Origin of the sequence: Aeromonas hydrophila subsp. hydrophila ATCC 7966 (assembly GCF_000014805.1) — a bacterium.
GTDB lineage: Bacteria > Pseudomonadota > Gammaproteobacteria > Enterobacterales > Aeromonadaceae > Aeromonas > Aeromonas hydrophila.
On record NC_008570.1, the window covers coordinates 2,440,789 to 2,461,217 of the forward strand.

At 60.3% G+C, this 20,429-nt stretch carries 14 protein-coding genes; 9 read left to right on the forward strand and 5 right to left on the reverse strand.

Features of this window, described 5'->3' with window-relative positions:
* Positions 1–80: 80 nt before the first annotated feature.
* The 7 genes from AHA_RS11205 (at position 81) to AHA_RS11235 (ending at position 11,476) form a co-directional block, all read left to right on the forward strand.
* The gene (locus AHA_RS11205; protein WP_011706072.1) at positions 81–1,151 is read left to right on the forward strand and encodes a helix-turn-helix transcriptional regulator; all 1,071 of its coding nucleotides are present in this window, start codon (positions 81–83) and stop codon (positions 1,149–1,151) included.
* Positions 1,152–1,235: 84 nt separating this feature from the next.
* Positions 1,236–1,658, forward strand: a complete 423-nt coding sequence (locus AHA_RS11210; RefSeq protein ID WP_011706073.1) for a CBS domain-containing protein — start codon at positions 1,236–1,238, stop codon at positions 1,656–1,658.
* A 217-nt stretch (positions 1,659–1,875) separates the two neighbouring features.
* Complete coding sequence (gene hrpA / locus AHA_RS11215) at positions 1,876–5,775, forward strand: ATP-dependent RNA helicase HrpA (protein ID WP_011706074.1); 3,900 nt, start codon at positions 1,876–1,878, stop codon at positions 5,773–5,775.
* A gap of 66 nt (positions 5,776–5,841) precedes the next feature.
* Positions 5,842–6,708, forward strand: a complete 867-nt coding sequence (locus AHA_RS11220) for a hypothetical protein (protein WP_011706075.1) — start codon at positions 5,842–5,844, stop codon at positions 6,706–6,708.
* Between the two features lie 106 nt (positions 6,709–6,814).
* Positions 6,815–7,102 (forward strand): 50S ribosomal protein L25, encoded by a 288-nt coding sequence (rplY, locus tag AHA_RS11225; protein ID WP_024945378.1) that lies wholly within the window; start codon positions 6,815–6,817, stop codon positions 7,100–7,102.
* 205 nt (positions 7,103–7,307) lie between these two features.
* Positions 7,308–10,478 carry a hybrid sensor histidine kinase/response regulator gene (locus AHA_RS11230; protein WP_164927645.1) on the forward strand — a complete coding sequence of 1,057 codons (3,171 nt, stop codon included), beginning with the start codon at positions 7,308–7,310 and terminating at the stop codon, positions 10,476–10,478.
* Positions 10,475–11,476, forward strand: a complete 1,002-nt coding sequence (locus AHA_RS11235; RefSeq protein WP_011706078.1) for a response regulator — start codon at positions 10,475–10,477, stop codon at positions 11,474–11,476. The genes AHA_RS11230 and AHA_RS11235 overlap by 4 nt, the downstream gene beginning before the upstream one ends.
* Here the strand turns inward: AHA_RS11235 and AHA_RS11240 are convergent.
* The 4 genes from AHA_RS11240 to AHA_RS11255 all read right to left on the reverse strand — a co-directional run bounded on the left by AHA_RS11240 (position 11,466) and on the right by AHA_RS11255 (position 15,842).
* Positions 11,466–12,110: an MBL fold metallo-hydrolase gene (locus tag AHA_RS11240; RefSeq protein ID WP_011706079.1), complete on the reverse strand. Its 645-nt coding sequence runs from the start codon at positions 12,108–12,110 to the stop codon at positions 11,466–11,468. The two genes, AHA_RS11235 and AHA_RS11240, sit on opposite strands and share 11 nt — an antisense overlap.
* Positions 12,111–12,137: 27 nt before the next feature.
* Positions 12,138–13,238, reverse strand: a complete 1,101-nt coding sequence (gene mnmH, locus AHA_RS11245) for a tRNA 2-selenouridine(34) synthase MnmH (RefSeq protein ID WP_011706080.1) — start codon at positions 13,236–13,238, stop codon at positions 12,138–12,140.
* Positions 13,235–14,272, reverse strand: a complete 1,038-nt coding sequence (gene selD / locus AHA_RS11250; protein ID WP_011706081.1) for a selenide, water dikinase SelD — start codon at positions 14,270–14,272, stop codon at positions 13,235–13,237. The genes mnmH and selD overlap by 4 nt, the downstream gene beginning before the upstream one ends.
* Positions 14,273–14,657: 385 nt before the next feature.
* Entirely contained in the window at positions 14,658–15,842 is a 1,185-nt protein-coding gene (locus AHA_RS11255) for an acyltransferase family protein (RefSeq protein WP_011706082.1), read from the reverse strand.
* Positions 15,843–16,102: 260 nt separating this feature from the next.
* Here AHA_RS11255 and AHA_RS11260 point away from each other — a divergent pair, with 260 nt between their 5' ends.
* Complete coding sequence (locus AHA_RS11260) at positions 16,103–16,747, forward strand: glutathione S-transferase family protein (RefSeq protein WP_011706083.1); 645 nt, start codon at positions 16,103–16,105, stop codon at positions 16,745–16,747.
* A 481-nt stretch (positions 16,748–17,228) separates the two neighbouring features.
* Here the strand turns inward: AHA_RS11260 and AHA_RS11265 are convergent, their stop codons facing one another.
* Positions 17,229–18,422, reverse strand: a complete 1,194-nt coding sequence (locus tag AHA_RS11265; RefSeq protein ID WP_164927646.1) for a class I SAM-dependent methyltransferase — start codon at positions 18,420–18,422, stop codon at positions 17,229–17,231.
* A gap of 347 nt (positions 18,423–18,769) precedes the next feature.
* Between AHA_RS11265 and AHA_RS21955 the strand changes: the two genes are divergently transcribed.
* Positions 18,770–20,284 (forward strand): flagellin N-terminal helical domain-containing protein, encoded by a 1,515-nt coding sequence (locus tag AHA_RS21955; RefSeq protein WP_011706085.1) that lies wholly within the window; start codon positions 18,770–18,772, stop codon positions 20,282–20,284.
* The last annotated feature ends 145 nt before the right edge of the window (positions 20,285–20,429 follow it).

The following is a 20,429-nucleotide window of genomic DNA, read 5'->3' on the forward strand; positions in this document are numbered from 1 at the left end:
TGTTCATTTGACTACTTTTCGCGTTTCTCATTGCAGAGTAAGATGCCACTTCAATAAAAATAAGAATTAGGAGTTCGGGTGTGAAGGCATTAGTAAAAGAAAGGGTATCGCCCTATATAAGCCAGTTATATGAGTGCGGTATTAATGATTCTGACATTAAGTTGGTGGTGGATCAGTTCCGCTCCGACGTGTCGGGCAGCTCGTCGCTGTTCTTGTTGCGTGATGATGACAAGAGTGACGGCATCAAGCTCTTCGCGAGCGGCTTGACCGAGGCCCAGCAGCAGTTCTACGTCCAGCACCATCGCCAGGATGTGTGGTTCAATCACTATCTGGATAAGGGCTGCCAGGGGATCGTCAGCGCCAACACGCTGTCCAACTCGGCGGGTCTGCTGGCCAGCTTCGGCGCCCAGTTCGCGGCCGGTGGTGTCTGCCGGGTGAAGGGGCGGGGACTTAGCAGCCTGTGTACCTACCGGGCGGCCACCCAGGATGATTTCAGCGCCCAGGAAATTTCTTCCCTTGGCGAAGTTTATTCTGGCCTCGCGGCCTGGAGCCAACATTATTGGAACCTGCTGGCCCTGGAAACCCAGAACTATCAGCTGCAACAGCTGGTAAAAAACCACAATAAACCCAGCGCCATCGTGGATGACAAAGGGCATATTCATTATTCCAATGTGGCCTTCAATCGTATTGCCGACGAGAACGTGGAGCTGCGGGCAGGCAATGGTATTTTCTCGCTGCAAAATAAGGAGCAGCAACGCCAGTTCAAAGAGATATTGAATGGCTTTGCCTATCTGTTGCCTGGTGCCAGCGCTTATATGTCCATTCCCCGTCAGCCCAATCTGCGGCCGTTGCTGATCCAGTGCACCCTGATGAGCGGTCTCAACCGCTTCGAGCGGTATGTGGAAGTGGTGCTGCGGGATCCCGAACACTCCTTCAATCCCGACATTGAAGCACTGGCCAGCCTATATCCGCTCACCATCGGCGAGAAAGAGTTGCTGGTGCTGATGAGCAAGGGCTACAGCAGCAACGACATCGCCGAGCTGCGCGGCGTCAAGGTGGAAACCGTGCGCTCGACCCTGAAAGGGGTCTTCAAGAAGACCGATTGCCACAGCCAGAACGAGCTCTTGCTGTTGCTGCAATCCATCTCCTGATCCATGCAAGCTATGCTTGGAGTGAGCCGGACATAGTGCCCGGCTCGCGCCTCCCGGCCGGGAGGCCGGTTGGGGGAATGCACGATGGAATCACTCAAGGCAAAGGATTACATGCAGACTCGGCCCATCACCTTCAGCGCGGAGATGATGGTGCAGGCGGCGGTGGAAAAATTTCTCAACAGCCGTCAGCTTGGCGGCCCCGTGGTGGATGGGCGGGGCCATCTGGTGGGCTGGGTCTCCGAGCAGGACTGCATCGCCGTCATGTTGAAAGAGGCCTACCACTGTGAACAGGTGGCCCAGGTACGGGACGTGATGCGCAAGGAGGTGCTGGCCGTCGGCCCCGATACCAGCATCCTGGAGCTGGCCGAAATGATGATGGGGCAAAAACCCAAGATCTACCCGGTGGTGGAGGAGGGACATCTGCTCGGGGTCATCAGCCGCCACGACGTGATGCAGGCTATCCACGCCCAGCTGGGATCCTGCTTCGTGCGCAAGGCGCGGGCCTGAGTCCGATTGATGGGGGCACTGTTGTCATCCAAAGAGCAGGCATCTGGCCTGCTCTTTCTTATTGTGATGTGGAGTGCCGCCTACCTAGATAAATAACGCCTCTTTCATCGCCCTCGCGGCCGCTTTAAGGCTTGCACCCTCCGGCCTCGCTCTTTAGGATCTCTCCCAGCTATCGATATGGCCCTCTTGCCGGGCACTCTTTTAAGGAATTCGTACCTTGTCTCTCTCTATCGAGGCGCTGCGCCGCCGTCTCCCTGCCTGCATGAATCTCGACGCCCGCCGTCTCTCCAGCCGTCTGCACGGGGCCAAGAAGCTGCCCGAGGGCAAACAGGCTGCCGTACTCGAGACCATCGCCGCCGATCTGGATGCGGCACAGGCGCGCTACCAATCCCGTCTGGCGGGCGTGCCCAAGGTCACCTATCCGGACAACCTGCCGGTCAGCCAAAAGCAGGCGGAGATCGCCAAAGCCATTGAAGAGCACCAAGTGGTGATCATCGCCGGCGAAACCGGCTCGGGCAAAACCACTCAGATCCCCAAGATCTGTCTGGCGCTCGGGCGCGGGGTGAAGGGCTTTATCGGCCACACCCAGCCGCGTCGTCTGGCGGCCCGTACCGTGGCGGCCCGTATCGCCGAAGAGATGGAGTCCGAGCTCGGTCACTACGTGGGCTACAAGGTGCGCTTTACCGATCAGGTGAGCGAACAGACCCACATCAAGCTGATGACCGACGGTATTCTGCTGGCGGAGATCCAGAACGACCGGATGCTCACCCAGTACGACACCATCATCATCGATGAGGCCCACGAGCGCAGCCTCAATATCGACTTCATTCTGGGCTATCTCAAGCAGTTGTTGCCAAGGCGCCCCGATCTCAAGGTGATCATCACCTCGGCCACCATAGACCCGCAGCGCTTCTCCCGCCATTTCAACAAGGCGCCGGTGATCGAGGTCTCCGGTCGCACCTATCCGGTGGAGGTACGCTACCGTCCGCTCACCAGTGATAAAAGTGAAGGGCTGGAGGAGCGCGACGAGCTGCAGGGGATCTTCGATGCGGTGGAAGAGCTGGCCCGCGAAGGGCTGGGGGACATCCTCATCTTCATGAATGGCGAGCGGGAGATCCGCGATACCGCCGACGCCCTGCGCAAGCTCAACCTGCGCGACACCGAGGTGCTGCCGCTTTACGCCCGCCTCTCCAACGCCGAGCAGAACAAGGTGTTCCAGCAACACGCCGGACGGCGCATCGTGCTGGCTACCAACGTGGCGGAGACCTCGCTGACGGTGCCGGGCATTCGTTACGTCATCGATCCGGGCACCGCCCGCATCAGCCGCTACTCCTGGCGCACCAAGGTGCAGCGCCTGCCCATCGAGCCGGTCTCCCAGGCCAGCGCCAACCAGCGTAAGGGTCGCTGCGGCCGGGTGGCGGACGGCATCTGTATCCGCCTCTACTCGGAAGAGGATTTCAACGGCCGTCCGGCCTTTACCGATCCGGAGATCCTGCGCACCAACCTGGCCTCCGTCATCTTGCAGATGCTGGCGCTCGGCCTTGGCAACATGGAGGCCTTCCCCTTCGTCGAGCCGCCAGAGTCGCGCCATATCAAGGATGGCCTGACCCTATTGAAAGAGCTGGAAGCGGTGCGCGAGCTGCCCGCCACTGGCGATCGCGAAGCGAAACTGCAGCTGACCGAGACCGGTCGCCAGCTCTCGCGCATTCCCCTTGATCCGCGTCTGGCGAAGATGGTGATCACTGCGGCGCAGACCGGCTGTCTGAGCGAGGTGATGGTGATCACCGCGGCCCTCAGCATTCAGGATCCCCGCGAACGGCCCATGGAGAAGAAGCAGGCCGCCGACGAGCAGCACAGACGCTTTGAGGACAAGGATTCCGACTTCCTCGCCTTCGTCAATCTGTGGAATTACCTGAAGGAGCAGCAGGATCTGCTCGGCAGCAACCCGTTCCGTCGCATGTGCCAGAAGGAGTTTCTCTCCTACCTGCGGGTGCGCGAATGGCAGGACATCCATTTCCAGCTGCGTCAGACGGTTAAAGAGCTTGGTTTTAAAGCCAACCATGAGCCGGCGGATTTCAAGACGGTGCACTGCGCCCTGCTGACCGGCCTCTTGAGCCATATCGGCAACAAGGATCTGGAAAAGCCCGAATTCCTCGGCGCCCGCAACGGCCGTTTCCACCTGTTCCCGGCCTCGGGTCTGTTCAAGAAGCCGCCCAAGTGGGTGATGGCTGCAGAATTGGTGGAAACCTCGCGCCTCTACGCCCGCATCAACGCCAAGATTGAACCCGAGTGGGTGGAGCCGCTGGCAAGCCACCTCATCAAGCTGCACCACAGCGATCCCCACTGGTCGAAGAAAAATGGCGCCGTGATGGCCAAGGAGAAGGTGACCCTCTATGGCCTGACGCTGGTCAACGAGCGCACCATCAACTTCAGCCGCATCGATCCGGCGCTGTGTCGGGAGCTGTTTATCCGCCGCGCCCTGGTGGAGGGGGATTTCGAGACCCGCCACCGCTTCTTCAGCGATAACCGCAAGCTGCTGGCCGAGGTGGAGGCGCTGGAGCACAAGTCCCGTCGGCGCGACATCCTGGTGGATGACGAGGACTTGTTCCGCTTCTACGATGCCCGCTTGCCAGAGGAGGTGATCTCCGCTCGCCATTTCGACAAATGGTGGAAAGAGGCGCAAAAGCAGGATGCCGAGCTGCTCAACTTCGAAAAAGAGATGTTGATGAAGGGGGATGCTGCCCACATCAGCGATCTCGACTACCCCAACTTCTGGCAGCAGGGGCGCCTCAAGCTCAAGTTGACCTATCAGTTCGAGCCGGGGGAGGCCGCCGATGGCGTGACCCTGCATATTCCGCTGCCGCTCCTGAATCAGGTGGAGGTGAAGGGGTTCGAGTGGTTGATCCCGGGGCTGCGTCACGAGCTGTTGGTAGCCCTCATCAAGTCGATGCCAAAACCGATGCGCAAGAACTTCGTACCGGCCCCCAACTATGCCGATGCGCTGCTCGCCAGCATCAACCCCGAACAGGGGCCGCTACTGGACGAGATGGAGCGTCAGCTGCGCCGCATGACCGGCGTGACCGTGCCCCGTGAATCCTGGGATTGGGCTGCGGTGCCCGATCACCTGAAACTCACCTTCCGGGTGGTGGACGACAAGCACAAGAAGGTGGCGGAAGGCAAGGATCTGGAGGCATTGAAAGAGTCCCTGCGCGGCAAGGTGCAGGAGACCCTGTCGCAAGTGGCGGACGACGATATCGAGCAGTCTGGCCTCACCCTGTGGAGCTTTGGCGAGCTGCCCCAAGAGTACAGTCAGAAGCGGGGCGGTTTCGAGGTGAAGGCCTATCCGGCCCTGGTGGATCAGAAGGATTCGGTTGCCATCCAGCTGGTGGAGAGTCCAGTGGTGCAGCAGCAGCTGATGTGGGCAGGCCAACGCCGGCTGGTGCTGCTCAACGTGCCATCTCCCATCAAGTACCTGCAGGAGAAGTTGCCCAACAAGGCCAAGCTGGGGCTCTATTTCAACCCGTTTGGCAAGGTGGCCGAGCTGATTGACGACTGCATTGCCTGCGGCTGCGACAAGCTCATCGAGCAGCACGGCGGCATGGCGTGGGACGAGGCCGGTTTCGAGGCGCTCAAGGAGTATGTCCGCGCCGAGCTCAACGATGCGGTGGTGGAGGTGGCCAAGCAGGTGGAAGCCGTGCTGACGCTGTCCCATGAGATCAAGAAACGGCTCAAGGGCAAGATGCAGCTCGACACCGCCTTTGCCATGTCGGATATCCAGCAGCAGCTCGGCAACCTCATTCACAAGGGCTTTGTCACCGAGACCGGCTGGCAGCGGCTGCCTGACTTGCTGCGCTATCTGCGGGCCATCGAGCGGCGGCTCGAGAAGCTCGCCATCGATCCCAACCGGGATCGGGTCTACATGCTCAAGGTGCACAGCGTGGAGTCGGAGTACAAGGCACTGCTCGCCAAGATCCCCAAATCTCAGCTGATCCCGGCCGAGGTGGCCAATATTCGCTGGATGATCGAGGAGCTGCGGGTATCGTTTTTTGCCCAGAATCTGGGCACCCCCTATCCGGTGTCGGATAAACGGGTGCTGAACGCTATCGCTCAGTGCTAATCTGCTGTAAAGGAGAGGGGCCGGTGCAGTGTTGCCGGCCGGTTGGACGCTGACGGAGGAGCAAGGATGCTTGGAATCTGGTTAGGGATGGCGATGGTCAACATCAGTGGCTATCAACCCATTGCCGAGCAAACCTGGGTGCAACTGAACCCGGAATACTACCCGCTGCAACGCACCCCGCCCGCCATGTTTGTGGCCTGGCGGGGTAATCAATTCCCCACCCTGGAACTCAAGAAGAAGAAGGGGCGCTGGCAGGTGCTGTTTCCGGCCAGGCTGGTGCCACCGTTCGATCTGTTCGAAGGGGAGGCCGAGCTCTCCAAGGCCTATCTGGCCAGGTTAAGGCGCATTGACGAGGCGGCCTACGGGCTGGCACCCGTTGCGGTTCCCCCTTACCAGCACCATGCGCAGCAAGAGGTGGCCACCCTTGGCGTACCCTTCATGGCCGAGTTTGCCGCGCCGCAGCGACTAGGTCAGCCCCGTAGCAATAGTACAGAGGATGCCGAGCCCCTGCTGGCTGGTCTCAATCTGCGAGCAGCGGACTGGCAAGTGCCTGCGACACTGCTTGCTCAAGCAGGTGAGAGGCAGGATCCCGCGCTGGTGTCACTGGCAAGCGAGCCGACTGGCAGTACCCTCACGCTGGCGGCGCCAGCGGCGGGCGGCAAACGGGTATGTCATCAGGTCGCGGCGGGGGAGACGCTCTGGCGCATCGCCGCCATGCTGGCCCAGAGCGGTACCGTGACGGGGGCGGCGGGGGATACCTACAGCTATCTGCTGGCCATCGTCGATGACAATCGGGCACTGATGGGCAACGGCATTCGGGTCAAGGCCGGAGACACCCTGTATTGCCCGGCACCGCAGACCCTGGCCCGCTTCGATGCCCTGAGCCCGGCCCAGCGGCAGCAGCGCTTTGCCCGGTTGGAACAGGGGCGTTAAGGTCTCTTGTCACTGTTCGGGGCCCGTGATAGTATGCGCCCTCGTTTTGCGAGGTGCTGACCGGTCGCAGTCAACACCATACATTCATCTATATGAGATAAACATTATGTCTTTCGTATTCCAAGCTGAAGTCCGTTCTGACCTGGGGAAAGGTGCGAGCCGCCGCCTGCGTCATGCTGACCAAGTTCCTGCCATCGTTTACGGTGCAGGCAAAGAAGCCCAGTCCATCACCGTTGACCACAAGAAATTCATCCTGGCCCAAGAAAAGCCGGAATTCTACGAGTCTGTACTGACTCTGGTTATCAACGGCGAAGAAGTTAACGTGAAAGTGAAGGCTATCCAGCGTCACCCGGTTCGTTACAAGCTGGTTCACCTGGACTTCGTTCGCGTTTAATCGACAACGAACGTTCCAGTAAAGAGGCCACCCAAACGGGTGGCCTCTTTGTTTTTACAGCATTTTTCCCCGATAAAAATAAAATACTCAAATAGTACTGTTAGTCTTTACTTGTAGGCATGATTGACAGCGACACACCAACTGTGATGCTCTGGCATCTACGAAGTATTCGAACAAGTCCAAATACGGGGTAATGTTGACCGTGATGAAGGGAATCATACGGGGATATTTCCTGCTGTTCACACCCATTCTGGTACTGGTTTTGGTGGGGGGGTATCTGCTGGGTGACGCACTGATCGAGCGCGAGCTCTACCGTGTACGTAGCGATGAGAGCACCTTCCTGTCGCTTGCCAGCGGTCGTCTCGATGACGAACTGGCGGTGCCGCTGCGCCATGTGCGCAGCATGTCTGAAGAGCCCATCCTGCTCGAGGCGGCGGGTCGCAACGAGCGTGAAAACATTGCCGCCCAGTTTACCGTGCTGATGAACCGCAATCCTGACTATGCCCAGGTACGCTGGCTGGCGCCGGATGGCATGGAGTTGGTGCGCTTCAATCGTCAGGGCCAGCATCTGCAGCGCGTGCCCGATGACCAGCTGCAAAACAAAAAGGATCGCTACTATTTCCGCGATGCCATGGCGCTGCCCTGGGAGCGGATTTACGTCTCGCCGCTCGATCTCAACGTCGAGCAGGGGGTGATCGATCGCCCCTTCAATCCCATGATCCGTATTGCCAAGCGCCTGCGCCTGGGAGATCGCGATCTGGGCTTGCTGCTTATCAACGTGCAGGCCGGCCGTATGCTCAAGGTATTTGCCAACAGCAGTGGCAGGGCCGCCGATCACACCATGCTGCTCAATCAGGATGGCTATTGGCTGCGCAGCCCGGATCCAGCGCAAGAGTGGGGCTTCATGCTCGAGCGTCCGGACCTCACCTTGAAGCAGTTTTCTCCCCAGGCCTGGCAGGCATTCTTGGGTGCTTCGAGTGGCCAGGTTGAGCTTGCCGACGGTCTGTGGAGCTGGACCACGCTGTACCCGGCACTGAATCACGATCAGCTGGCCTGGAAAGCTGCCTCCATGGTGCCACGCAGCGAGCTGCTGGCCATTCGCACTCATATCTGGGGGATCATCTCGGCCACTTGCGCCATCTTGCTGTTGTTGTTCGGCGCCGCAGTGGCCTCGCTGGTGCTCAGCCGGCATCGGGAGCAGCTGGCGCAGCAGGAGGCAGCCAGACTGGCGCGGGTCAAAGGGGATTTCATCGCCAACATGAGCCACGAGATCCGCACCCCCATGAACGCCATCATGGGGTTGGCCTACCTGCTCGAACAGGGGGGGCTCGACGATGGCCAGCGCGCCCTGGTGCGCAAGATCCATCAGGCCGGGCAGGCTCTGCTCGGGATCATCAACGACATCCTCGATTTCTCCAAGATTGAATCGGGCCGGCTCGAGCTCGAGCAGGTGCCATTCAGCCTGGAAGAGGTGCTCGATCATGTGGCGGCCATCATGTCCACCTGCGTTGGCAACAAGCACCTCGAGCTGGTGGTGAGCAGCGCCCCCGAACAGGCCGCCCACCTGGTTGGGGACGCCCTGCGCCTCGAGCAGGTGTTGCTCAACTTGACCGGCAACGCCATCAAGTTCACCGAGCGCGGGGAGGTGGAAGTCAGGGTCGAGCTGGAAGCCGAGCAAGACGGCATGGCCACCTTGCTGTTTCGGGTGCGTGACACCGGGATCGGCATTCCGCCCGAGCAGCAGGCCAACATCTTCAATGCCTTCTCCCAGGCCGACTCCTCCACCAGCCGTCGTTTTGGGGGAACCGGGCTCGGCCTGACCATTAGTCGCCGTCTGGTGAACCTGATGGGGGGCGACATCGGCGTTACCAGCGAACTGGGCAAGGGGAGCGAGTTCTGGTTCCGTGTCCGGCTGGAGCAGGTAGAGCGGCCAGAGGCCTTCCACGAGCGGCTGCAACACGTCTCGCTGCTTATCGCCGACGACAACCAGGTGACCCGTGACACCCTGTCGATGACGGTGGGCTCCCTCGGCTGGCAGTCACGGGTGGTGGAGTCGGGCGAGCAGGCCTTGCACCATCTGCTGCGTCAGGGGGAGCGTTTCGATGTGATCCTGCTCGACTGGATCATGCCTGGCATGGACGGTCTCGAGACCTGCGTGGCCATTCGTCAAGCCTTCGAGCAGCAGGAGCGCTCGCCCATCATCATCATGGCAACGGCCTATTCCCAGGAAGAGTTGATGCGCCGCCCCGGCTCGGAGCAGGTGGATCTGGTGCTGCACAAGCCGGTCACTGGCTCCAGCCTCTACAACGCGGTGGCACGCCTCATCCATGAGAAGCGCGAGCATGTGGATCTGCTGGAGAGCGGCCAGCGCCGTCTGCGCCTGCCTGGCGTTCACATACTGCTGGTCGATGACAGCGACATCAACCTGGAAGTGGCAACCCGCTTGCTGCAGCGGGAGGGGGCCGAGGTGATCACCGCCATTGACGGGGAGCGGGCCCTGACCTGTCTTGCCGATCCGGCGCAGCGTATCGATCTGGTGCTCATGGACGTGCAGATGCCGGTGATGGATGGCTACGAGGCGACCCGTCGCCTGCGCCAGCTGCCGGGACACAAGGAGACGCCCGTGCTGGCACTCACCGCCGGGGTGTTCAAGGATCAACGCGAGGCAGCGCTGGCCTGCGGCATGAACGATTTCATCGCCAAGCCGCTCGACGTGGAGCAGCTCATCGCGACCCTGCTGCGTTACCTGCCCGACAGTGTGGTGCCGCTCACGATCAGCGACGCGCCACCTGCCGTGGAGCCGGTGGCCGGCATTGACATCGATACCGGGCTTCGCAACTGGGGTGAGGCCTCCGTCTATCTCAAATACCTGCGCCGATTCCGCGATGACTACATGACGGTCGGTACCGTGCTGCCGGACTACATCGCCCAGCACGAGACTGATGCGGCCGCGAGCCTGACACACAAGCTCAAGGGGGTGGCAGGCAGCCTGTCGCTCACCGATGTGGCGCGCATCAGTGCAGAACTGAATGAGGCTATCGAGCAGGGGGGAGACACCAGTCAGCTGATGGCTCCCTTCCTGGAGGCGCTGGAACGGGCGCAGCAGGCCATCGACCTCTATGCCGGACGAGAGCCGGGAGCCGTCAGCTCCCCGCTGGCTCAGGGTGAGGCGCAGGAGGTGTGCCTGCACGCTCTGCGTGAGGCCCTTGTGAGCGAGGATCTGGAACTGATTGAACCGGCGCTGGGCCAGGCCAAGAGTTACTTGCCTGCTGAGCTGGTGAGCGAGATCGGTGCGGCCCTGGAGCTGTTCGACATCCAGCTCGCGACCTGCAAGCTGGAGGGGTATCTGGATAATCGGGAGACACCTGGATCATGAATCGACCGCGCGTGTTGATCATCGACGACGAGCCGAGCAACCTCGGGCTGTTGCGGCAAATCCTCAAGGAGGAGTACAGCCTCTTTTTTGCCAAGGGCGGCGAAGAGGGGCTTGCCGCCGTGGCGCGCCACGAACCGGCCCTGATCCTGCTTGATGTGCGCATGCCTGACATGGACGGCTACGAGGTGTGCCGTAGGCTTAAAGCCGATCCGGCCCACGCCGGGATCCCGGTGCTATTCATCACGGCGAGCGACAACCCGGACAGCGAGAGCCAGGGGTTCGAAGCGGGCGGGGTGGATTACATCTACAAGCCGGTCTGCCCAAGCACGGTGCGCGCCCGTGTGCGCACTCACCTCTCACTGGTGCGGCTCGATCAGCTCGAGCGCAGCTACCGCACCGCCATCGTGATGCTGAGCGAGGCGGGCCACTACAACGACACCGACACCGGGGTACATATCTGGCGCATGGCCGCCTATGCCCGAGCCCTGGCCGACGCGGCAGGCTGGAGTGCGGATCAGTCCGAGTTGCTGGAGCTGGCGGCCCCCATGCACGACATGGGCAAGATTGGGATCCCCGATCATATCCTCAAGAAGCCCGGCCCCCTCACCGAAGAGGAGTGGGCCATCATGCGCACCCATCCGCGCATCGGTTACGAAATTTTGAAGCGCTCAGACGGGCTCATCTTCCGCATGGCGGCGGAGATTGCCCTGCATCACCACGAGAAGTGGGACGGCTCGGGTTACCCTGCAGGAGAAACCGGCGAAGGGATCCCCGAGGCGTCGCGGATCGTGGCCATCGCCGATGTGTTTGATGCTTTGAGCGTGCGTCGCCCTTACAAGGAGCCTTGGCCGTTGGAGCAGGTGCTGGCGACGATGCGTGACGGTGCTGGCCAGCACTTTGATCCCCGGCTGCTCGCCTGTTTTCTCGAGATCATGCCGGAGATCTTGCGCCTCAAGGCCCAGTGGGACACCCGCGAGGAGCGGGGGATCACCAGATAGGTTGTGTCAGGTAGGGATTGCTTGCCTGCTCGCGGCCGAACGTCGAGCTGGGACCGTGGCCGGGGATGAAGACGATGTCATCGCCAAGGGGCAGCAGGGTCTCGGTGATCGACTTGATCAGCGTCCCGTGATCGCCACGGGGGAAGTCGGTCCGACCTATGCTGCCGGCAAACAGCACGTCGCCCACCCAGGCAAGCCGCTCGGTCTGAGAGAGCAGCACCACATGGCCCGGGGTGTGGCCAGGGCAGAAGTACACCTCCAGCTCGCATTGACCCACCTTTACCTTGTCACCTTGCTCAAGCCAGTGATCCGGCGTGAACGCGGGGGTATGAGCGAAGCCAAACATCTGGCTCTGCTGGGGCAGCATGTCGAGCCAGAACGCATCCTCTTTGTGGGGGCCGGTGATGGCCACCCCGGTTTTCTCCCGCAGCTCGGCAGCGGCACCCACGTGATCCAGATGACCGTGAGTCAGCAGGATATGGGTCAGGGTCAGCCCGCGTTTGGCGATGGCGGCCAGCAGCTTGTCCGCTTCGCCGCCCGGATCGATGAGGGCGGCCTGATGGGTCTCGTCACACCAGATGAGGGAGCAGTTCTGAGCAAACTGGGTGACCGGGATCACCTCGAATTTCAACATATGGGGTCCTCTTGATGGGCCGCTGATTCAGGCACGCTGCTTGGCAAAGAAGTCGAGGCAAGCCTGCTTGTCACCCTGAAAGATGATGCGCTCGCGCTTGTTGCCAAGCTGGTAAAGGTACATGGGATCGTAATAGCGGGTCAGCAACAGGGTGATCCAGGCCAGGTGCAGCGAGGTATCACCGCTGCTGGCTTGCTCGGCGAGCGCGCTCTGCATCAGGGTGTCCAGCTCGCGATGGGCCTGATCACCGAGCCGGCGCTTGAGTCTGGCCAGTGCATCGGTCAGGTAAGCGGCAAACAGTGGCCAGCCCTCTTCGGCGCCAAACATCGCCTGATAGCGCAGCCAGAGGTCGTGCACATAGTCCTGGCGGATCTGTTCGGCGCGCTCTTCTTGCGGCACCTCGACCACCACCAGCGGTGCCTGGCTCATGGCATCGAACAGTGGATTGGGCAGGCAGCAGCGGCCGATGAGACGGCTCTCGTCTTCCACCACGAACGCCTGCTCACCCTGATGGCGGCGTTTGAGCAGCTCGATGGCCAGGTTGTTTTCAAAGTTGATGTTGCTGGGCTGGCCGCCGGGCAGCTGGCCAAACGACGACCCCCTGTGATGGGCATGGCCTTCCAGATCCAGCGCCTGGGCCACCTCGGCCAGCATGTGGGTCTTGCCGGAGCCGGTCATGCCGGTCAGCACGGTCCACTGGCACTCTGCGGCCGCTCCATCGAGGGTGTCGATGAGGAAGCGGCGCAGATCCTTGTAACCACCTGCGATCCGCGGGCGGGTGACTCCAGCTTCATGCAGCCACTGCTGCACCGTTTGCGAGCGCAGGCCGCCGCGAAAGCAGTAGAGCACGGCATCCGGCTGCCGGCGCAGCTGGGCCAGCCAGCCCTCGAGGCGTTCGGCCCGCACTGCGCCACCGACCAGTTGATGGCCCAGCGCGATGGCGGCCGCCTGCCCCTGCTGCTTGAAGCAGGTACCGACCTGGGCCCGCTCATCATCCGTCATCAACGGCAGATTGGTCGAGCAGGGGAAGGCCCCCTCCTTGAACTCGATGGGGGCGCGCAGGTCGATGAGCGGAACGTCATCCAGAAAAATCCGGGCGTAATCCGTGGCCAGTGGCAGTGCACTCATTGGACAACCTCGATGAACTGGTTGCCGGTGCGGGCCTGCAGCTGGCCGATGGGGGAGAGGGTCAGCCCTGCCTGTGCGGCAATGGCGAGGAGCTCGGCTTCACTTTCTTTACCGACGGCTACCAGCAGGCCGCCGCTGGTCTGCGGGTCGCACAGGATGTTACGGGTGCGATCATCCATGGCGTCCAGCTTGTCACCATAGGAGTCGAAGTTGCGCAGGGTACCGCCCGGTACGCAGCCCTCACTCAGGTAGTAATCCACCTCGTCCAGCAGCGGCAGCGCCTTGAAGTCTAGGCGGGCACTGACGCCGGAACCTTCGCACATCTCCAGCAGATGGCCGGCCAGACCAAAGCCGGTCACGTCGGTCATGGCGTGTACGCCGGGCAGTTCGGCAAAGCGCTGGCCAATCTTGTTGAGGGTGCACATGGCGTTGGGGGCCAGTTGCTCGTGCTCGGGTTTGAGCTTGCCCTTCTTCTGGGCAGTGGTGAGGATGCCGATGCCGAGGGGTTTGGTCAGATAGAGGGTGTCACCCACCTTGGCGGTGTCGTTCTGCTTGATGGCATCGAGCGGCACGATACCGGTCACCGCGAGACCGAAGATGGGCTCGGGGGCATCGATGCTGTGGCCGCCGGCCAGAGAAATACCCGCTTCGTGGCACACCTGACGGCCGCCGTCGATCACCTGTTGGGCCACTTCCGGCGCCAGGGTGTTGATGGGCCAGCCGAGGATGGCGATGGCGACGATGGGTTTGCCGCCCATGGCGTAGATATCGCTGATGGCGTTGGTGGCGGCGATGCGGCCGAAGGTGAAGGGGTCATCGACGATGGGCATGAAGAAGTCGGTGGTGGAGACGATACCCTGACCGTTGCCGATATCGACCACGGCCGCGTCATCCTTGCTGCTGTTGCCGACCACCAGCGTCGGGTCGTCAAAACCCGGGATCTGGCTCTTGAGAATGGTGTCGAGCACCTTGGGAGAGATTTTGCAGCCGCAGCCAGCGCCGTGGCTGTATTGGGTCAGACGAATGGAAGACATACTTTCCCCTTGTGTGTGCAAACTTGCGTATACAAATAAGTGCAGCGGCTCTGTGGAGCCGTCAAATGTGCGCGTATGCGCGCGAAATTCGGGTGGCCTTGGCTGGCTTTGAGCGCAGCGATGTCAGGCAGCCGTGCAAGGCAGTCTGGCAGGACGGGGGAGGAGAGGCGACAGATGCGCCGGCGCAGCCCCTCCAAGGGCCACAGGACGGGCCATTATGCCACAAATGGCCGCTCTGGTTCGAACTGGAATTCACACAAAGCGCAGGGAATTGGCGGCTTTAGAGGAAAGGGTCAGCCTTCGTCATGACGCAGGCAAGGCTCTCCCCCGGCGCAGCCCCGAAGGCGAGCCATGCTGCCATCGGGGCCATCTTTTGGTGGGGAACTTAGCCGGCTTGCTCCATCACCGGCTGGCGAGCCTTGCCGAGCCGGCGCAGGCGCCGTTGCAGCGGCCGCTCCAGCAGGGTGTAGCTCAGCGCCGAGAGCCCGATCAGCACCGCCAGCATCAACATGGTGGCCAACACACCCAGCAAGGGGTTGGTCTGGGCGTACCACCACTCGGTGAGCCCCGGCGCCAGATAGTGGACAAGCTCGCAGCCGGTGAGCAGCACCAGGGCGTGCAGCAGGTAGATGGAGTAGGAGAGATCCCCCAGCCAGTTGGTGACGCGGTTATCCAGGAGGCGCAGCAGCGGGCTCTGGCGATCCCCCTGGCAGGCGGCAATCCAGATCAGCAACACGTAGGCACTGATCAGCAGCAGGGTCAGCTGCGGCGTCATGGTGAACTGCATCAGCGCGAAGGGGAGCAGAAAGGCGAGCAGCAGCGGCAGATCCTGCTGCATCATGGGCCACTGGCGGGCAGCCTTGACCTTCGGCAGCAGCCAGAGCCCGAGCACGAATTCACTTACCCCGCGCCCAATGGCCAGCGCCCCGCTGGTGACATCCAGGGTACCGCGACTGTGCACGATAAAGGCCAGCACCGTCAGGGCCAGCAAGGGGGCGAGGTTGCTCCAGCGGCTGCGGGTGACGGCGAGGGGAATGAGCAGCGGAAACAACAGATAGCTGATCCACTCTACGCTCAGCGACCAGGCGGCGAAGTTCCAGGTCAATCCGTGATCGGTCACCACCTGCAGCAGCAACAGGCTGCTTGGCAGCGCCTCGGCCGGGGTAAAGGGCGAGCCGAAAGGAGGCATCCCCTCCCACTCCCACATCTTGAACAGGGGGCCGGCGTAGAAGCCAATCCCATGGTGGGCCTTGTAAAGCTCCCAGCCCACCAGCAGCAGCAGGGTCACCAGGTAGAGGGGATAAACCCGGGTCAGCCGCAGCCAGAGGAAGCGGCCATAACTTATGGTGCGGGGCGTGCGGGCAAAGGCCTCCCCGTAGACGTGGGCCAGCACCAGCCCGCTCAAAATAAAGAACAGATCGACCCAGAGGTAGCCGTTCTCGATGAGTTGGGTGTGGCCGGCGATCGATTCCATCCACTGGGGAAAGAGCAGCAAGCGGGCGTGGAACAGCACCACCATCAGGGCAGCGATGCCCCGCAGCGGCGTCAACAGCGGCAATGATTGATTCATGACGGGATCCTTGATGATGTTCAGCTTGGCCTGACATCGATTTTTGTTGTGGTGCCGCTCATCAACCCTGATGAGTCGGCTGCCCAGGCTTGGCGGCCACAGGCGGGATCACCCTACCTAAAAGAGAGCCATACGGGTGTGATTTTCGTCATGAATGCGCATTTATCATCCAAAAACCAGCAAGGGATCCGCGCTGCAGCGAAGGTGAAGAGGGGATCTAGACTAGGGAAGTCATCCATCAGTGTGCAAGGATCGTCCCGATGAAACTCTATGCCCATCCTTTCTCATCCTACAGCCAGAAGGTGTTGATCGCCCTCTACGAGAATGCCACCCCGTTCGAGTACCGGAATCTCGAAGAGCCGGCGGCCAACGCCGAACTTGCTGCCCTCTGGCCACTCAAGCGCTTCCCCGTGTTGCTCGATGACGGTCGCTGCATTCTCGAGAGCAGCACCATCGTCGCCCATCTGCAGGCGCACCACCCGGGCCCCGTCAGCCTGATCCCGCCCGGTGATGCGGGTCTGGAGGTGCATATGCTGGATCGCGTCTTCGACAACTATGTGATGACGCCGATGCAAAAAGTGGTGCTGGATGCGCTGCGCCCGGTCGCGGATCGCGACCGCTATGGCGTAGCGGAGGCCCGCGAGCTGCTCGATCAGATCTACCCCTGGCTCGATCAGCGGCTCGAAGGGCGCCACTGGATTGCCGGCGCTGGCTTCACGCTGGCCGATTGCGCCGCCGCCCCCTCGCTCTTCTACGCCGACTGGGCCCACGAGATCCCCGCTAGCTATGGCCGTCTGCGTGCCTATCGCGCCCGTCTGCTCAATCATCCCTCCATCGTGCGGGTGGTGGAGGAGGCCAGGCCATTTCGACACTACTTCCCGCTGGGCGCGCCGGCGCGTGACTGAGCGGGATGATTTGTGGCGGGCGGGCATTGCCGCCCCGGGCAATGTGCGAGGCGGACAGGGGCATGGCGTGATCAATTGCCGGGGAAAAACAGCAATATTCATTCAGATGAGTGGGTATGCGTTTATGGCTGATATTTCCCCGAGGAACTTTTAATGTTGATGCGTAATATTTCATGTTTTTGCATAAAAATGCCGGGAATGTCCCTGCTGGCGGGCTGTGTATGCCATGCTTGGGGTGAAAGATAGATGAGAATCGGGCTAACGATGGGGCAATTTCAGATTGAGGATGGCTGCAGTCAGTTGAAGAGGAGAGATAGGAGCACCCCTCGCTGTTGGTAGCAGAGTCGGAGGTGAGGTTATCTCTTTGGCGGCTGCATAAAAAAAGCCCGCTTTGATCGCGGGCTTTTTGATGGCTTGCCGGACCCAATCCTGGCCTGGATCTGGAACCGGGGACAATGGGGGCTGCGTTGGTCTGCTCGGCTTAGCGAGCGCGCACCACCAGCCCCTTGAGGTAGAAGCCTTCCGGATAGGCGGTACCGATGGGGTGATCGGAGGCCTGGGACAAGAGCTCCAGGATCTGGGCGTCGCGGCCGGCATCGAGCGCCGCATCGGCGACGATCTTCTGGAACAGGCTCTGCTCCATCAGGCCGGAGCAGGAGTAGGTCAAGAGCACGCCACCCGGTGCCAGCAGCTGGAACGCCAGCATGTTGATGTCTTTGTAGCCGCGACAGGCGCCCAGCAGCTGGGCCTTGCTCTCGGCGAACTTGGGCGGGTCCAGCACGATGACATCGAACTTATCGCCCTTTTCGCGGTATTCACGCAGCAGCTTGAACACGTCGTGACGAACGAACTGGGTGTTGCTGGTATCCAGCCCGTTCAGCTCGGCGTTCTGGCGGGCAATATCCAGTGCATTCTGGGAAAGATCGACGTTGACCACTTCCTTGGCGCCGCCCTTGAGGGCGTAGACGCCAAAACCACCGGTGTAGCAGAAGCAGTTGAGCACCCGCTTGCCTTCGGTGTATTTGGCGGCAGCCTGGCGGTTGTCCCGTTGATCCAGATAGAAGCCGGTCTTGTGACCGTTGCGGATGTCCACCAGGATCTTGACGCCGCCATTCTCCTCGATCACCACCGGCTCGGTCGGGGTCTCGCCATAGATGACGCCGGTACGTTCCTTCAGCCCTTCCTTCTTGCGTACCGCCACGTCGGAGCGCTCATAGATGCTGCACTCGGGGTAGAGGGTACGCAGCGCTTGGGTGATCAAGTCGCGCTGGAACTCGGCCCCGGCGGAGAGAATTTGGCACACCAGAAAATCGGCGTAGCGGTCGATGGTCAGACCCGGCAGGCCGTCGGATTCGGCGGCGCAGAGGCGATAGCCGGTGAGGCCCTGACGCTTGATGAGCCCATCGCGGGACTCTTGGGCGTATTTGAGGCGACGGATGAAGAAGTCGAGATCGACGGTTTCCTCTTTGTCGAAGGTCCAGACCCGGGCACGGATCTGGGAGCTGCCGGACCAGGCACCGCGGGCGAGCCACTTGCCATCCTGGGTGTAGATCTCGACGGTATCGCCATCGATGGGGTTGCCCTGTACCCGCTCGATCCCCTTGGAGAAGATCCAGGGGTGGCGACGCAGCAGGGATTTTTCGCGGCCTTTGACGAGATAGATGGAAGCGCTCATGGGGGTTGCCAGATGGTCAAAAGAAAAGGGGCCACATTCTAAGGGCAATAGGGCGGCTAAGCCAGTCTTTGCTGGTATATGACGAATGACTCATCTTTGCCGTTGGACAATGGTTGGATGCAGGATGTGCGTAGTCTGAGGAGATTTCTTGTTGGTGTTGTAGGCTGCTTATTTTACTGGCTGTGGTTTGAAGTGCTTAATTTACGTTCAATAATCGTTTCTTGATGTGCAAAATATATCCATATTGGTATTTTTATCTTTATTTTGTGAGATTTCCTCTAAAGAGCCATTTGGTGATGTCGATAGAGTGGGGGCTATTTTGAATCTTTCCTTGCATCGAGCTGTCCATGTCACTTTCTATTGCCACCAATGTTTCTGCCCTCAATGCGTCTCGCCATCTTGGTCAGTCAGCAAATACGCTGGACTCTGTATATCGACGACTGTCATCCGGACTGCGTATCAACAGTGCCGCCGATGATGCAGCCGGCTTGCAGATCAGCAATCGTCTTACCAGTGAAGTGAACGGAACCAACACGGCGATCCGCAATGCCAATGATGGGATCTCGGTCATCAACGTGGCCGATGGTGCGCTCGATGAGTCGGTAAACCTGATGCAGCGAATGCGCACCTTGGCTCTTCAGTCGGGAAGCGGTGCCAATACGGCAGAGGATCGCGCGGCCTTGAATGCTGAATTCAAGCAACTGCAGTTGGAGATGGACCGGATTGCCACAGGCACCCGGTTTGCCGGACAGGATCTGCTGGTGGGGAGCTACAAAGGCATTTTTTCGGTTGGTGCTTATGCAGGACAGAATACCGTCATTACCGATCTCAATGCCCAGACCAAAAATTTGGGAGAGATGGAGTGGCAAGCGCGCAGTCCGGCAGGCAGCAAGCCGGGGGCATATGACATTGCTGATCTCAAACTTTCATCTCAACCTGTGACTCTCAATGGCGTGACCTTTGACAAAGATTATTCCACCCTGGAAGCATTCGTGGCAGATATCAATGGCACCACTTTCCCCAATAATGAGGGGCCGGTAAAAGCACAACAACTGCCTTTTTCAGTCGCTTCTGCAGTCGATTTATCCGCCTTGCCATCCTATATCGATGTGGCGGGCCACTCTGTGGACTTGACCACCGGCATTGACATGACTGGATGGGATCCGGTCAATCCGACAGCGAAAAATAGTGCCATCATGGCAACCGTGGCTCAGCGCATCAACAGTACTGCTCAAGCGGCAGGTCTGGGTTTTTATGTGAGTGCCTCCAACAACAGCAATCCCGCCAGCAATGCTTTGACCATGCATAGCGCTCAGGGCAACAGCCTGGCGCTGGCCAATGGCACAACGGCCCCTCCGCAGCCCGCCCCACCGGCGCCTCCAGTGAGCAGCAACTCCTCTTTGAGCGCTCTGTTGCCTGATGTTACCCCCACGACATATATCGGTCAGATAGAGCTGCATTCATCAGGCGACAAGTACTCTAACATCGATATGCAAGGGGCTAGCTTGAATGCGCTGGGCTTTTATCAAGCGGACAAGAAGAAATACACCGTTGATAACATTGATGTTCTGAATAATGACAATGCCAGCAGAGCGATCAAGACGCTGGATGTGGGAATGAAACAGCTGGGAGTGCAGCGTGCGAGACTGGGCGCGCAGGCCAATGCACTGGATGCACGGGTGCGCAATCTTGCCAATGCCAATGAGAACCTCAGTGCTGCCCGTTCACGGATCCGTGATGCCGATATGGCGAGTGAGTCGGCGCGTCTGGTTCGTACTCAGATCTTGCAGCAGGCCAGCTCATCCATATTAAGTCAGGCCAATAGTCGGCCCAATATGGCACTTAGTCTGCTGCAGTCATGATCAGCAAGTTGAACTCATGGCACTCTGCAGTGCCATGAGTTCAACAAAGGGATTTATCCCTTAGCAGATGATTGTGAAGTCATGATATTCAGATTGTGAATTGATGCTGAAACAACAGAGGCCGTCCTATGGATGGCCTCTGTTG

What these genes read in the sequence shown, in the direction of transcription:
- AHA_RS11210 (WP_011706073.1), top strand. Translation starts at nt 1,236, where the DNA reads ATGGAATCACTCAAGGCAAAGGATTACATGCAGACTCGGCCCATCACC.
- AHA_RS11220 (WP_011706075.1), top strand. Translation starts at nt 5,842, where the DNA reads ATGCTTGGAATCTGGTTAGGGATGGCGATGGTCAACATCAGTGGCTAT.
- rplY (WP_024945378.1), top strand. Translation starts at nt 6,815, where the DNA reads ATGTCTTTCGTATTCCAAGCTGAAGTCCGTTCTGACCTGGGGAAAGGT.
- AHA_RS11230 (WP_164927645.1), top strand. Translation starts at nt 7,308, where the DNA reads ATGAAGGGAATCATACGGGGATATTTCCTGCTGTTCACACCCATTCTG.
- AHA_RS11235 (WP_011706078.1), top strand. Translation starts at nt 10,475, where the DNA reads ATGAATCGACCGCGCGTGTTGATCATCGACGACGAGCCGAGCAACCTC.
- AHA_RS11240 (WP_011706079.1), bottom strand. Translation starts at nt 12,110, where the DNA reads ATGTTGAAATTCGAGGTGATCCCGGTCACCCAGTTTGCTCAGAACTGC.
- mnmH (WP_011706080.1), bottom strand. Translation starts at nt 13,238, where the DNA reads ATGAGTGCACTGCCACTGGCCACGGATTACGCCCGGATTTTTCTGGAT.
- selD (WP_011706081.1), bottom strand. Translation starts at nt 14,272, where the DNA reads ATGTCTTCCATTCGTCTGACCCAATACAGCCACGGCGCTGGCTGCGGC.
- AHA_RS11255 (WP_011706082.1), bottom strand. Translation starts at nt 15,842, where the DNA reads ATGAATCAATCATTGCCGCTGTTGACGCCGCTGCGGGGCATCGCTGCC.
- AHA_RS11260 (WP_011706083.1), top strand. Translation starts at nt 16,103, where the DNA reads ATGAAACTCTATGCCCATCCTTTCTCATCCTACAGCCAGAAGGTGTTG.
- AHA_RS11265 (WP_164927646.1), bottom strand. Translation starts at nt 18,422, where the DNA reads ATGAGCGCTTCCATCTATCTCGTCAAAGGCCGCGAAAAATCCCTGCTG.
- AHA_RS21955 (WP_011706085.1), top strand. Translation starts at nt 18,770, where the DNA reads ATGTCACTTTCTATTGCCACCAATGTTTCTGCCCTCAATGCGTCTCGC.